Origin of the sequence: Flavobacterium sp. FlaQc-47, assembly GCF_044006475.1 — a bacterium.
Lineage (GTDB): Bacteria > Bacteroidota > Bacteroidia > Flavobacteriales > Flavobacteriaceae > Flavobacterium.
Window position 1 is genome coordinate 1 of sequence record NZ_JBIPCQ010000013.1, and the last position, 16,108, is coordinate 16,108.

The 16,108-nt window shown below is 36.0% G+C and carries 7 protein-coding genes; 2 read left to right on the plus strand and 5 right to left on the minus strand.

All coding sequences use genetic code 11. The annotated features are described in order from the left end of the window. Positions 1-452: 452 nt before the first annotated feature. The 3 genes from ACHRVX_RS23705 to ACHRVX_RS23715 all read right to left on the minus strand — a co-directional run bounded on the left by ACHRVX_RS23705 (position 453) and on the right by ACHRVX_RS23715 (position 7,011). Positions 453-1,982 (minus strand): sialate O-acetylesterase, encoded by a 1,530-nt coding sequence (locus tag ACHRVX_RS23705; protein ID WP_395337049.1) that lies wholly within the window; start codon positions 1,980-1,982, stop codon positions 453-455. 352 nt (positions 1,983-2,334) lie between these two features. Then, a complete protein-coding gene (locus tag ACHRVX_RS23710) occupies positions 2,335-3,861 on the minus strand; it encodes a RagB/SusD family nutrient uptake outer membrane protein (RefSeq protein WP_395337051.1) in 1,527 nt (508 codons plus the stop codon). Between the two features lie 6 nt (positions 3,862-3,867). After that, positions 3,868-7,011: a SusC/RagA family TonB-linked outer membrane protein gene (locus ACHRVX_RS23715; protein ID WP_395337053.1), complete on the minus strand. Its 3,144-nt coding sequence runs from the start codon at positions 7,009-7,011 to the stop codon at positions 3,868-3,870. Positions 7,012-7,602: 591 nt separating this feature from the next. On the opposite strand from ACHRVX_RS23715, the gene ACHRVX_RS23720 reads away from it, so the two are divergent. Further along, entirely contained in the window at positions 7,603-10,401 is a 2,799-nt protein-coding gene (locus ACHRVX_RS23720) for a glycosyl hydrolase (RefSeq protein ID WP_395337056.1), read from the plus strand. A 23-nt stretch (positions 10,402-10,424) separates the two neighbouring features. Then, positions 10,425-11,546: a glycoside hydrolase family 88 protein gene (locus ACHRVX_RS23725; RefSeq protein ID WP_395337059.1), complete on the plus strand. Its 1,122-nt coding sequence runs from the start codon at positions 10,425-10,427 to the stop codon at positions 11,544-11,546. A gap of 102 nt (positions 11,547-11,648) precedes the next feature. Here the strand turns inward: ACHRVX_RS23725 and ACHRVX_RS23730 are convergent, their stop codons facing one another. Together ACHRVX_RS23730 and ACHRVX_RS23735 are read right to left on the minus strand one after the other, a co-directional pair. Further along, positions 11,649-12,047, minus strand: a complete 399-nt coding sequence (locus ACHRVX_RS23730; protein ID WP_395337061.1) for a hypothetical protein — start codon at positions 12,045-12,047, stop codon at positions 11,649-11,651. Between the two features lie 19 nt (positions 12,048-12,066). Beyond that, positions 12,067-13,041, minus strand: a complete 975-nt coding sequence (locus ACHRVX_RS23735; protein WP_395337063.1) for a hypothetical protein — start codon at positions 13,039-13,041, stop codon at positions 12,067-12,069. Between the last annotated feature and the right edge of the window lie 3,067 nt (positions 13,042-16,108).

Sequence of the window (16,108 nt, forward strand, 5' to 3'; positions counted from 1 at the left end):
TATGTGAATTAAAAATAAATGAAATGCCTTTTTTTAAAAGTTCTATAAGCTATGTTTCTATGTGTTTAAATAATCGCAATGTTTTTTACTTTTTGTCTGTTTTAATTTTCAATTATAAATTTTCTTCCATTCATATTAGTTTTAATTCAATTGAGATTTATTTGAAGATAACTATGTGTTGTTTTTTTTGCCAAAGATTCTAAGGATTCAAAAGATTAAATAAAATTAATCTCGCAAAGACGCTAAGACGTAAGGTTAAAAAATCTGGGTAAAAAATTTAAACACATAGAAACATAGATTTTTTGTTTGACTTAAAGAGTATTAAAAAGAAACTCATTTCTTTCACTTAGCTATGTGAATTAAAAATAAATGAAATGCCTTTTTTTTAACGTTCTGTAAGCTATGTCCCGATAGCTATCGGGACTATGTATTAAAAATAAATCGCAACATATTTATTTCTCTGTATTCGGCATCCAATCGTCAGTTCTGAAAGGCGAAGCGGGCAAACTATCGTTGTTGAATAAATTAGGTTCGGGAACGGCTTTCCATGCAAACCGAACCGCAACGGGTTCTTTTACTTTTGATGAGGAAACTACGACTGTTTTTCCATCAATTTTAGCTTCGGCGGGATAGAATATCTGGTCGTTTCCTGCTATTTCAAATTCTTTTAAGGTTGCTCCTTTTTTCTGTAAACCAGAATCGGCGTAATCAAAAAACAATTGTGCTTTTTGTTTTTTGACTTTCATATGATTAAAAATAGGTCCTGAATACACGAGTTTATTTTCTCCATAGGTTTTTGCTCGCGCAATCAGAGCTAATCTGTAGCCTACGGTTTGCTTGTCAATTGGGTGAATGTTTTTCGCATCACCAACATCTGTTGTCACCACCATTCCGCTGTTTGGGATTGTTTTCAAGGACATTAGCTGTGCTTCACGAATATCAGGATTTTGTCCTTTATGTGGCGTAATCTGAACGTAGTAAAAAGGGAAATCACCTTGTTTCCATTCCTCTCGCCAGCTTTTTACCATTGCGGGAAATAATGTTCGGTACAAAAAGGCTTTTCCGGAATTGCTTTCGCCCTGATACCAGATTGCGCCTTTTATGGTGTAATTTACTATTGGGTGCAACATGGCATTGTACAAAACGTAGGATGTTTTGTTGGGTTCTTTTTTTGGCTTTTTTAATTGTCCTTTTGGTGTATTTTCGGCACTTGCCATTCGTTCGTTTGTCAGGTTTAAATAATAGGCTTCTAATTTTTCCTGATGTAATTTTTCGTTTTTTGCATCTTCCTGTAGAATTGGTAAAAAAGCAACATCATTTTCTAAAATGGTTTGTGCTGTCCACGCTTCTGCCTTTGTTCCTCCCCACGAAGTCGAAATTAAGCCAATTGGCACATGTAATTGCTGATATAAATCTCTTCCAAAGAAATAAGCTACAGCAGAAAATGTCTGAATACTTTCGGGCGTACACACTTTCCAGTTTCCTGTAACATCTTCAAGCGGAGTTGGTGATGCGTTCAGTGCGACTGTAAATAATCTGATATTGGGGAAAGAAGCGTTTTTGACTTCTTCCTCATAATTCTTCACACCGGTTTTCCAGGTTTTATCTTCTCTTCCCACAGGAAAAAACATATTCGACTGACCGGAACAAAGCCACACTTCGCCAATTAAGATATTTCTTAAGGTGATATTGTTTGATGCATTTATTGAAATGTCATACGTTTTGTCACTTCCTTTTGGCGTGTTTACGGCTGCTTTCCAATTTCCATTCGCATCCGCAATCACTTCAACAGGCAGATTTTCCCATCCTAAAGTGATGATTATTTTTTCGTTTGGCGATGCCCATCCCCATAAATTTACTTTTGCGTTTTGCTGTAGCACCATATTATCCGCAACTAATGCAGGCAATTTTACTTGTGCAGATATTGAGTTTTCTACACCTAAAACAAATAAAAATAAAAGAAGTTTTTTTAAGTATATCATTGTGAATGTTTTTAAATACTGTTGGGTGTAATTATTTTAACACCTAGTCCCGATAGCTATCGGGACGTAGATTTTGTACTGCGTAAAAAGGCGTTTCACTTAGTATTAGTTATACATAGTTTGTTATGTAAAAGAATTGAATTTCTTTTTGCTCTTTTTTAAAACCTGTGTATCTATGTTTTTAATTGAACTTTTATTAATTACATCCAACAGTTTGCTAAAGCTTTAAATTTAAAAGAGTTAAACGGTAAAAGCATCCTGTGCTTTCCTGTTTATTCTGAATTTGAAAACTAAAAAAAGCTGTCTGAAAAGACAGCTTCTTCTAAAAAACAAAAAATAAAATTACCAATAATTAATCGTAACCCGGGTTTTGGTCGTAAAGTCCGGGAACGGCTAAAATTTCTGATAGCGGAATTGGGTATAACAATGAATTATTTTCAATTGCTCTTATTTTTCCTCCGGTATCTTCGGCTGCTTTCCATGCATTCATGATGGTTACGGCTTTTCCTGATCTTATTAAGTCAAACCATCTTGTTCCTTCTGAGAAGAATTCTTTTCTTCTTTCTTCAAACAATTGATCTAAGGTTATATTTGCTGCATTTGCAGGAACTCCAGCTCTTGTTCGTACTTGGTTTACAATTGCATCCACCTCAGCCTGAGAACCGCCGCCGCCGTGAAGTGTACATTCTGCCATCATCATTAATACATCTGTGTAGCGTGTTACCATGAAATCTACTCCCCAGTCTTCACGCCCGTTTCCGTATCTTGTGGCATCTATATATTTTTTGAAAACCGGCAAGGTGTAACTTCCTTTGTAGGTTCCTGTTAGAACGGTGTAACTTGTGGCAATACCAAAGATTTTTCTTTTATCTGTGGCAGCAAACAAGCTTAAAAACCCTGTTGAAATTGGTTTGGCTTCTAAGGCTCCTTGTGCCGATAAATTTACGGATGCAAAATAAGGTTCATAACCTAATTCTACCATGAAATTTCCTCCCACTGCCAATGGTAAACCTTGAGTGTAGGGAATTGTCAGTACATTTTCAAGGTTTGCATTTCCTTCAACTTTAAAAATAGCGTCATAATCTGTTCCTACTTTATACAATCCGCTTAGTTTAATATCGTTCAATTGCTGGTATGCTTTATCCCATTCGTTTAAGCCAAGAGTGGCGCCGTCGATTCCGTATGTTGGACTTGAACGCGTCATGTACACCAGACCTAATAATGCTTTTGCGCCATATTTAGAAACGCGTCCGTAATTTGCGGCATCGTAGGATAGCAAAAGATCCGGAATTGCTTTTTCAAGGTCTGAGATAATCAGTTTATAAACATCTGCAACAGGGGTTCTTTTTATTGCCGCAGCTTCGGTCGCTGTCATTGTTTTCTCAATTAACGGCACTTTTCCAAACCATCTTATTAAATCAAAGTAACAAAATGCTCTTAAAAAACGGGCTTCGGCAGTCATAGCGGCTTTATCAGCAGGATTAGTAAAAATCTGATCTCCTTTTTCGGCTATTTTTTCCAGTAATTGATTCGCTTTATTAATGGCGTTATAGTTACTGATATAAGCTTCTTTTACAAATGTATTGGAGCTGATATTGGTGTAGAAACTATTAATTCCTTCCCAATCTCTTGACGCTTCTGTTGTTGCGAGCAAATTATCTGATCGAACTTCGCTTAAATTCAACACTCTGTTCGCATAACCGTAAGTACCCATTCCGTGAAAAGCTACTGAATATGTGGCATTTCTCGCCTGAATAAAATCACCCGGAGTTGCATAGAAATTTTCAATTGTTCCTTGTGACAAAGGCAATTGCTCTAACTCATCATTGCATGACGTAAATCCAAATAGTACTGCCAGTAAATAAATATATTTTTTCATTTTATTTTAATTAAAATTAATGTTAAGTCCTATCACTAAAGATTTTGCAAGAGGTGCTCCTCCATAATCTACCGGCACAGAAAAATCGCTGTTTGAACTTGCTGATGTATTTACTGCTTCGGGATTAAAACCTACTTTATATTTGTTCCAGTAAAACCAGTTTTCACCTGTTACATACAATCTCATATTGTCAATTCGGCTTAAGCCTTTAATCGCTTGTCTTAGATTATATCCTATTGTAATATTTCTCACACTTACATAATCTGATTTGTACAACCAGTCTGAGTTTGCCTGATAACCAAAGGATGTTCTCCAGTTTCCTCTTACGGCCGGATCTACGTTTAGAGAATTTTCTACAGATCCCATTCCCGTACGGTCAATCGCTCTTCCGGTCAATCCGTAAACTGTTCCTCCGTTTTGTCCCTGCACTAATACATTCAAATCAATATCTTTGTATTTAAAAGTATTGGTGATTCCCCAGGTATATTTTGGAGTTGGATTGCCCAAATCAACGCGATCGTCTGAATTTATTTTTTTATCACCATTTTGATCGATATATCTCGGATCTCCTAAAACCAGTTTATTTCCTCCTATAGTTGTTCCGCCTGTGTCAATATCTGCCTGGGTTACTACGCCATTTTGTTTCAGTCCAAAGATGGTATACATTGGTTTTCCTACTTCTAATTTTACAAAAGGAACTCCGCCGTCATAAGCATTACTGATTTCAATTTTGGATTGATCCGGACCTAATGCCAAAACTTTATTTTCGTTATGACTTATATTGGCAGATGTTCTCCATTCAAAACTAGGTGTTTTCACGTTTAAGGAACTCAATTCAAATTCCCAACCCTGATTTTGCACTTCTCCCACATTCGTCAGATAACTTGTAAATCCGGTTGCGCCTACAATAGGAACTCTTAAAAGTAATTCGCTGTTATTTTTTCGATACACTTCAAATGTTCCGGAAAGTCGGTTTTTGATGATTCCGAAATCCAATCCTAAATCAACACTTCGTGATTCTTCCCAGTGTAAGGATGGATTAGCAATTGATGATGCGCCCTGCCCAATTGCTGCCGCTCCGCCAATAGAATAATTGTAGGTTGCAAGAGTCGCGTAAGAGGCATAACTGCCAATATTGTTACTTCCGTTAAGCCCGCCGCTCGCTCGTAGTTTTAACTCCGTAAGCCAGTCCACATTTTTCAGGAATTCTTCTTGTTTAATTCTCCATCCTAATGAAACTGAAGGGAAAACTCCCCATTGTTTGTCAGATCCAAATTTTGAAGAACCGTCACGTCTCACACTGGCAGATAATATGTATTTTTCTTTATAATTGTATTGTAATCTGGCAAAATAAGAAAGTAAAGTACTTTTTTCAGCATTAGTTGAACCAAGTGATCCTGTTGGCAATGTTTCTACAGTTGAACTGTTGTAAAGTGCGCCCGAAGACAACGTTGATCTTGTGATTTCGTACGAGCTGAAGGATTGCCCTAAAAGCACATTGATAGTATGATTACCGAATGATTTATCCCAGTTCAGGGTATTTTCGTTCACTAAATTTTGTCTTCTATACGTATTATAAGCTCCTCTAATACTTGCCTGAACATCATTTGGCGTATAACTTTCGTTTGTATTGTCTGAGTTATCAAAGTTTAAGGTGCTTTTCCAGGTAAATCCTGTAGCAAACTGATAACTGGCATAAGTCGAAATCAATGTTCTGTACATCGAGTTTTTTCCCGTTCTTGCCAATGCGTTCAACATGTTTGTTGTACTACTTCCCCACGCATATCTTGTGGTGTATTTTTCTCCGGCTGCGTTAGAGGCGCTTTCAAAAACCGGTGTTGCCGTAAGGGCTTTGAACAGCGTATTGTCTTTTCCTTCTACTCCCGGATCATTTTTAATCGAATAGGAAGGCGCGATGTTAATTCCCATTTTAAAACTTTCCGATAATTTTACATCCACATTGGCACGTGCCGAAAACAAAGTATAATCAGTTCCTATAATGTATCCTGTGTTTTTTTGATAATTGGCAGATACGTAATAATTCACCACATCTGTAGCTCCCGAAGCTGATAATTGGTAATTGTTAAATTCTCCTGTACGGAAAACTTTATCCTGCCAGTCAATATAATCCAATCCCGGATGTCCCGGTATATCCCATCTGTCGTCGTATAAATACGTGTAATATCTGGTGTTTGCGGTGGTCAGCGGTGCAGTTGGATTTTTTGCATTGTAAGCGGCAATTCTTTCCGCCGTATTCTGACTTGCAGATGCTCCTGCAATTCCAGATCCTACCCATTGTGAATCAATCATGGTTTTTGCTCTGTTAATCCATCCCTGTGCTGATAACATATCGACTCTGTTGGCTTCTTTATTGACACCGCCATAAGTATTAAAAGTGAATTTCGGTTTTCCTTTTTTACCTTTTTTGGTAGTGATCAAAACAACTCCGTTTGAGGCTCTTGATCCGTAAATTGACGCTGCCGCGGCATCTTTCAAAACTTCGATCGAAGCAACATCATTCGGGTTCATATTGTCTAACGGGCTTCCGCTTGAAAATCCACCGTTGCTGTTGGAACCTTCGGTATAAATAGGGAAACCATCCACAACATAAAGCGGTTCATTTCCTGCAGTAATCGATCCCGCTCCCCTGATTTCAATACTAAAAGGCTGTCCCGGCAATCCCGTAGTCTGCTTTACACGAACTCCGGCTACCTGCCCAATCAAACCCTGATCAATTCTTGAAATAGGTCTTTCGGTAAAATTTTCTGTTTTGATTCCGGAAATTGCCCCTGTGGTTAATTTTTTCTTCTGAGTTCCGTAACCAATCACAACAACTTCGTTTAAGTTAGCGCTTTCGGCATCTAAAGAAACGTTGTAGGTGTTTGTGGCACCTATTTTGATTTCTTTTTTTATAAATCCTACGAACGAGAATACTAATGTTTCCCCTTCAGAAGCTTTGATCGTAAATTTTCCGTCAAAATCTGAACTGGCTCCTCTATTGGTTCCTTTAACAATTACGTTGACTCCCGGTATAGAGAGTTTAGCCGGATCAGTAACTGTACCTGTAACCGTTTTTTCTTGTGCATAACCTGTTGCATGTGCAAATGCAAAAAAGGCCATAATCAGCAGAAGATTAAGTTTGTTTTTCATAAAAGTTAAATTTTGGTTAGTTTAATAGTTAATCCAAATTTATCCAGAAGTAGTTGCCGTAGTATCCTGTAGTATCCTGTTAGATTTCAATAGTTTAGGTGGTTTTTTATATTTATATTAACACAAAAAAGCTACAACTGCCTGATTTACAATCCCTAATTCATTGAGAAATCAATAAATATCATATTAAAAATTTTAGTAAAATATTTTTTAGCATTTCATATTTATTTTTATAAAAAAATATGAATTTATAATCAACTGTAAGTTTTTACTAACTATTTCGTTTTTTAATATTATAACAAAAAACAGGATGCTACAGGATAGCATTTTGAGGTACGACTAATACTTTTACTTTATTGAAAAAATTGCGCTAATTTTTTTAACACATAAAAACGTAGATTTAGTATTGCTTAAAAAAGGCATTTCACCTGGCATTAATTATAATAGTTTGTTATCTAAAGAAATGAATTTCTTTTTTGATAATTTTTAAAATACAAATTCTATGTTTCTATGTGTCAGATATTTTTTTGAGTCGGATAAAATACAAGAAGTGATTAATGGAGTAACAGCTAAAAACATTTGAATACAATAATGAAACAAACCAGATCCATCCTTTTTATTTCCCTGTTTTTTTGCTGTGCATATAGTTCATTCGCGCAGAAGGCAGTATCTCCGTGGCCAAAATCTACTAACATCAACCAGCCCTGGACACGCTGGTGGTGGATGGGAAGTGCGGTTGACAAACCCAACCTTAAAAAAAGCCTGATCGATTTTTATAAAGCGGGAATTGGCGGTGTTGAGATAACGCCTATTTATGGCGTAAAAGGTGAAGAAAATAATTTTATCGATTATCTGTCGCCAAAATGGATGGAAATGCTGGATTATACAATTCATGTTGCCGACAGTTTACACATGCAGGTTGATATGGTATTAGGAACCGGCTGGCCATACGGAGGTTCTCATGTTAAGTTACAAAACGCTGCCACAAAACTGATTGTAGAAAAATACACGCTTAAAAAAAATGAAACAATAAATAAAAATATAGTGCTTGACAGTACTAAAGAAAAAATTCCTGCTGAACTTTTATATGTCACAGCGTATGGAAGCGACGGTTCGTATGTGAATTTGACAGATCAATTAAAAAAAACTAAGATAAATGCCAAGGATAAAGCAATTGAAGGAAATCATATTGCATTGTCTCATATAACAGCACCTAATAAACTCAACTGGAAAGCCACTAAAACCGATTATACGATTTATGCCGTGTTTAGCGGAAAAACGGGACAACAGGTAAAGCGAGCGGCTCCCGGAGGAAAAGGATATACATTAGATCATTATTCTGAAGAAGCTTTAAAGGCATATGTTGTTCCGTTTAACACTGCTTTTAAAGGTCGCGAAGGTAAAATCCGTGCTATTTTTAATGATAGTTTTGAAGTGTACGGAACTAATTTTACACCCAACTTTTTTGAAGAATTCAATACTTTACGAGGTTACGACCTTAAAAAAGAACTACCGCTTTTACTGAATGAAACTGATAATGAAGCTGGAAACCGAATTAGAAGTGATTATCGCGAAACAATCGCAGATTTACTATTGAATAAATTTGATAAATCGTGGACAAAATGGGCAAATTCCAAACACTTTAAAACCAAACTTCAGGCACACGGATCGCCGGGAAACCTGATCGATTTGTACGCTGCTGCGGATATTCCTGAATGTGAAACTTTTGGCTCAATGCCATTTGATATTCCGGGTTTCAGACGTGAAAAAGATGATATCCGAGAAGGAGATGCAGATCCCGTAATGCTGAAATTCTCCTCATCTGCGGCACATATATCAGGAAAGAATTTAGTTTCGTCTGAGACGTTTACATGGTTGAGGGAACATTTTAAAACGGCATTATCACAATGCAAACCTGAGGTCGAGGATTTAATGCTCAATGGAGTCAATCACGTTTTTCTGCACGGTTCTACCTATTCGCCCACAAGGGCTGCTTGGCCGGGATGGCAATTTTATGCGGCTGTAAATTTCAATACAAATAATAGTATTTGGGAAGATGCCCCTGCCCTTTTCTCCTATATCACCAATTGCCAGTCGTTGTTGCAGCAAGGCAAACCTGATAATGAAATCCTGCTTTACTGGCCAGTTTATGATACGTGGGATAAATATCTCAAAGGGAATTTGTTTGTACAGTTCAAAATTCATTCCTTATCAGAATGGCTGTACGGAACTTCATTTTATGATACTACCAAAAGTTTAATGAATAAAGGTTATGGCGTAGATTTTATATCGGATAATTTTATTGCCGAAGCAAAAGTCGTAAACGGAAAAATTATTTTGCCCGGAGGCAGTTTTAAATCACTGATTATTCCGTCCTGTAAAAAAATGCCGCTGTCTACTTTACAAAAATTAATCGAATTGCAAAAAGCGGGAGGTTCGATTATTTTTGAAGGTTTGCCGGAATCTGTTCCGGGTTATAGGGATTATAAAAAACAGGAACAAAAACTTCAATCGATATTGGCACAAAATAAAGATGTGGTTCAGCCTGCATCTGATATTTTCAACGCGCTGGAAAACGCTCAGATTTTTCCTGAAACTCTTGTTGACAAAGGTTTAAAATTTACCCGAAGAACTATTGACGGTGAAAAAATATATTATCTGGTCAATCATACGCCCAAAACAATTGATGCATTTATTCCGCTGGAAATTGGCAATAAGGAAGTTGTGATTTTTGATCCGTTAACACGAGAATACGGGAATGCAATTGTGACTAAAAATGCCCGTACAACAGCAGTTAAACTAAAAATAGAACCGGGACAATCTTATTTTTTGAAAACAGAAAATGTTGCATCACAAAAAAAGTGGAAGTATTATGAACCTCTTAGTGAAGCTGTTTCTTTAAAAGGAAAATGGACTGTTACTTTTGACAAAGGCGGTCCTGAATTGCCTAAAAGCTCGACAGTTTCAACTTTAGAATCTTGGACAAAATTAAGTCCTGAAGCAGCTGCTTTTTCAGGAAGTGCTACCTACACTTTAGAATTTGAGAAACCAAATAGTACAACAGAACATTATAGTCTGAATCTGGGAGATGTCCGCGAAAGCGCAAAAGTGTGGCTGAATGATGTGTTTATGGGTACGGCGTGGTCAGTTCCTTATCAATTAAATATTGAAAAACTAAAAACCGGAAAGAATATATTAAAAATTCAGGTGACTAATCTTTCGGCTAACCGAATTCGCGACAAGGAAATAAAAGGCGAAGAATGGAAAATATTTTATGAAATCAATATGGTAGATAAGGATTATAAAAAATTCGACGCCACACAATGGAATCTTACTCCTTCAGGATTATTAGGACCTGTTACACTCACACCATTGCAACAACAAAACTAACTACCCAAAACCGACCATTAAAAATGAAGAAATTACTTTTATTTTTGGCTATATGCTTATCGTATCATTCAGCAAACGCACAACAGGCTTTTGACAGGAAACTGATACTGAAACAAATGATTCTTGCCAATGATTATTTCATGCAAAAATGGCCTGAAACCGGCAAAACCATTATTACAAATAAGGAACGCCCCAGTAATATCTGGACACGTGGTGTTTATTATGAAGGATTAATGGCTTTACACGAAATTTTTCCGAAAGAGACTTATTATGATTATGCTTATTCATGGTCAGAATTTCATAAATGGGGTTTCAACAGCGGCAATACGACCAGAAATGCTGACAATTATTGTGCTGCGCAAACCTATATTGATTTGTATAATTTAGAGCCGGATCCTAAAAAATTAAAAAACACAAAGGCAAATATCAATATGCTTTTGAACACGCCCCAACTGGACGATTGGTCGTGGATTGATGCCATACAAATGGGAATGCCTGTTTTTGCCAAATTAGGCGTTCTAGAAAAAGACAACCGTTATTTCGAGAAAATGTATCAAATGTATCTGTACTCCAGAAACCAGCATGGCGATCACGGACTTTTTAATCCTAAGGATGGTTTATGGTGGCGCGATGCTGATTTTGATCCGCCTTACAAAGAACCTAATGGCGAAGATTGTTACTGGAGCCGCGGTAATGGCTGGGTAATTGCCGCACTGGCAAAAGTGCTGACCATTATTCCTGAAAACGCACCGCACAGAGCACAATATGTAAAAGACTTAAAAGCAATGGCGGCTGCTTTAGTGCCTATTCAAAGGGCTGATGGCTTCTGGAATGTAAGTTTGCACGACCCAACAAATTTTGGAGAAAAGGAAACTTCCGGAACTGCTTTATTCGTGTACGGAATGGCTTATGGAATCAATAGCGGAATCTTAAAAAAAGAAACGTATTTACCTGTTATTCAAAAAGCGTGGAATGCCATAACCATAGAGAGTTTACATAACAACGGCTTTTTAGGTTACCTGCAATCTACCGGAAAAGAACCAAAAGACGGTCAGCCTTTATCATATGATAAAATACCCGATTTTGAAGATTACGGATTGGGTTGTTTTTTACTTGCCGGTTCAGAAATTTACAAAATAAAATAAGCTCCGCATACTACTTGTTTAGTACTAAATGCAAATAAAAAAGCAGCATACACGACTACAGTGTATGCTGCCATTTATCTATAAGCATGTGTGAATTTAAAATTACATCATGAAAAATAAAGCCTTATAGAAACTATCAGATTGTGATGGGATTATTGCTGTATTTGGCACTTTAACCACACTCATTTCTGCCGGCAGACCGGATTTATTTTTAAAATATGATTTTAATTCCTTCATAATTTCAATCCTTGTTTTAGAATTGTCTACTAAAATTAAATTCCTGACATGTTGCAAAACAGACAGACTATTATGTAATTGCTTGTTAAACAAACATACCAGATCATTTGTTCCTTTTTGTTTCAGTTTTAAAAATTCCAATAGTTCTGTCTTATCATACACTACAAATATAGAACGGTCAAATTCTTTTGACTCGCTTTCATTTTCAACCAAAAAACAACTTTCTGAAAAATCGAATTCTTCTTTGAAATTTCTTTTAAACATTTTTAGAAAAACCCCTTTATCATCCTGGATCCTGAACATAAATTGCTCCTGTTGAAGAATCAATCCATGTTGTAATTCCGTCTGCTGGTGTGTTTCCGTTTACTCCAGGTGCTCCGGCTCCTCCCGCAAGTCCAGGTGCGCCGGCTATACCGTCTTTCCCGTCTTTTCCGTTTAGTGCAACCCATTTAGTTGGGTCAAGTGCATCTTTAACATAGATAACTCCGGTTGTATTGTCAATATACATTACCGTATTGGCATCAATAGCTGGGGTTCCAGGTGCACCAGGTGCTCCTACTCCGCCGGCCAGGCCGTCTTTTCCGTCTTTTCCGTTTAGTCCGTTTACTCCAGAGATTTCTTTCCACTCCTTAGTGATTGGATCCTGAACATAAATTGTTCCTGTTGAAGAATCAATCCATGTATTGATTCCGGCTGCTGGTGTGTTTCCGTTTACTCCCGGTACTCCGGCTCCTCCGGCAAGTCCAGGTGCGCCGGCTATACCGTCTTTCCCGTCTTTTCCGTTTAGTGCAACCCATTTAGTTGGGTCTTCAGGGTTACGTACATAAACAATATTAGTTGAATTGTCAATATACATTTTAACATCATCCGGAACTACTGCACTTCCTGTATCACCAGGTGCACCAGTACCATCAGAAATTCCTGCTGTTGTACCTGAACCGGCTTCACCAGAAATTGCTAATCTATTCCATTTGTTATTAACCCAGTAGTAATATCCTGGTTTTACATCTGCAATAGTTTTAAGGTTATAAACCATTAAACTTTCATGGTATATACCATCAAGAGCACTAACATCATGCGGTATAGTACCTACATCTGTACTGCTTTGTAATTCTACTCGAGGTATCAATACCCCTTTTTTTCCAGCTTGTACTTCAAGCTGTGCAGAAGGACTCGGGTTTTTTGTTCCAACACCTACTTGCGAATAAGCAGATAAACTACCTAACACAACAAACAATGGGAGTAATTTATTCTTCATAAGATTAAACTATTATTATTATTAATTTAAATCAGTTATAGTTATAAAAAATGTTTTTCCAGAAGTCAGACTAATCTCAATTTAATCAGACTTTAAATTTTTTGTAACCGTATCAATATTTTCATTTCAAATACACGTAATTTGAGAATGCAAAGATCTTGTTAGATTAAAGAAGATATTACCAGCAAAAGTTTTTAAACTATTAGTTTAAGACATACTTTTTTAGTTGCACTAAAAAAGCGAAATATCCATAACACAATAAATAACAATCATTTACTAATAAAGAAATTAGAATCTTTACAACCCTAAAGACCAATAGACAAGACTATAAGAGTCCCTTTTTAAAACAGCATGGGAAATGACCAGAGAAAAATTAAACTATTTACCCCCCTTTGTTACCTTACTCTAAAGCAATGTTTTAATTGTATCAAATACAGCTAAGTAGTTGTACAGAATACCATTAGTTTTAGTTTTTTGAACCAGAAGGATGGCTCAGAACTGGAAAACAGAAAATGTGTTAGTAATTCTACAAACACAGGATCAACACGAAAACCTGTGCAGAGAGAAAAAAAATACCACAGAGGACTCAAAGATTTTTTACTAAGCAAGATGATATAAACACAAAGTTTACAAAGCTATGTCAACACACTCTATGATAAAAAACTTTGCTTGCTTTGAGGTAAAAATCATCCAGTATATAGATGTAATCTGTCCGGGATATTTCTTACTCCGTTAGGAGTTTAATATTGGCAGGATAAGAATCAACCAGAAAAATATCCCTTAGGGATTAAACTTTTTAAAGCCAATTTATTTATTGAATTATTAAACTAGCAACTTCAATTAACTACTAATCTCTTTTATGTTTTCCACAATATTTAGTCTTGATCCCAAACACATTTGGTGCACTAAGCAATTTTATAAAGAAGGTGGTGATTAGTTTCTTTGCTTTTCTGTCAGAAAAATAAAAGAGGGAATCTCATTATTTTGAGTCCCTCTTATGTATTATCTATCAATAAAAAAAATAAGCTTTTTTTTAAACGCATCAATGAGTAAACAGGTCACTACGAACCTGAAAAAATTTTTAATTAAAAAAAATGGACATCCTACTTAAAGGAAAATTAAGTTAAATTCTATTTCGAAAAAAATTGGACTAAATTAAAAATTGTCAAAATAATGATTAGACCATATAACATTAATCTGGTACCATGCCAAATTTCATTTTCATTCTCTTTCATAGTTAAAATATTAAGATTAAATGTTGGTAAGGCAGCGGGAACTTCCCACATTTCACGTAAAATGTTTAAAATATCTATCCTACTATAAATTAAAAACAAATTACATCGCCGCCTCAACCAACAAAATAAATACCTCTGTAAACTTGATTCAAGTAACTTGTATGCGTTCCAAACACAAAATCAACTTACTTAAATCAACTAGTCAAATATATTCCATAACCATTACCCAAGTTTCTGCTAAAAGTTTTTTTTATACCACTTTAAGACATTTTTTCACTTAAAATCTTACGTACAACTCAATTTATAAGACGAAAAAATGAAAATAACATAAAAGCTCAAGTCGAGATAGGTTTTTCTGCATTGGACTTTACTTTGCTACCAATGTTTAACTCCTAACGGAGTAAGAGAAATATGGCGGAGCGAATTTTGTTCTACCAATATTTAACTCCTAACGGAGTAAGAAAAAATATGGCGGAGCGATTACCTACTTATAGAAATCAATCTATTCGTGTCAATTTTGTTCTACCCATATTTAACTCCTAATGGAGTAAGGAAAAATATGGCGGAACAATTACCTACTTATAGAAATCAATATATTCGTGTCAATTTTGTTCTACCCATATTTAACTCCTAATGGAGTAAGGAAAAATATGGCGGAGCGATTACATTTATACACTGGGTAATTTTTAACGCAAAGATGAAAAAATGAAAATAACACAAAAACTGAAGCTTAGGCAGGTTTTTCTGCATTGGACTTGACTTTGCTACCAATGTTTAACTCCTAACGGAGTAAGAGAAATATGGCGGAGCGAATTTTGTTCTACCAATATTTAACTCCTAATGGAGTAAGGAAAAATATGGCGGAACAATTACCTACTTAGAGAAATCAATATATTCGTGTCAATTTTGCCCTACCAATATTTAACTCCTAATGGAGTAAGGAAAAATATGGCGGAGCGATTACATTTATACACTGGGTAATTTTTAACGCAAAGATGAAAAAATGAAAATAACACAAAAACTGAAGTTTAGGCAGGTTTTTCTGCATTGGACTTGAATTTGCTACCAATGTTTAACTCCTAACGGAGTAAGAAAAAATATGGCGGAGCGATTACCTACTTATAGAAATCAATCTATTCGTCTCAATTTTGTTCTACCCATATTTAACTCCTAATGGAGTAAGGAAAAATATGGCGGAGCGATTACCTACTTATAGAAATTAATATATTCGTGTCAATTTTGCCCTACCAATATTTAACTCCTAATGGAGTAAGGAAAAATATGGCGAAACGAATACATTTATACACTGGGTAATTTTTAACGCAAAGCGCGCAGAGCTTTTTATAGTAGAGTGTGTTGACAAACACAAAGTTCACAAAGCTTTGTGTTGACCTGGTTTTGTGAACTTTGTGTTTATATCGATCCTTCTTGGAAAAAATATTTGCGTGCTGTGCGGATTTTTTTCTCTCTCTCCACAGGTTTGGGGATTTATCAGTACCAACTAGAATTAATTATTTTTATCGTAGAGTGTGTTGACAAACACAAAGTTCACAAAGCTTTGTGTTGACCTGGTTTTGTGAACTTTGTGTTTATATCGATCCTTCTTGGGAAAAATATTTGCGTGCTGTGCGGATTTTTTTTCTCTCCACAGATTTTGGTATTGATCCCTAGCAAATAGAGTTAATTATTTTTATCGTGGAGTGTATTGACAAACACAAAGTTCACAAAGCTTTGTGTTGACCTGGTTTTGTGAACTTTGTGTTTATATCGATCCTTCTTGGGAAAAATATTTGCGTGCTGTGCGGATTTTTTTTCTCTCCACAGATTTTGGT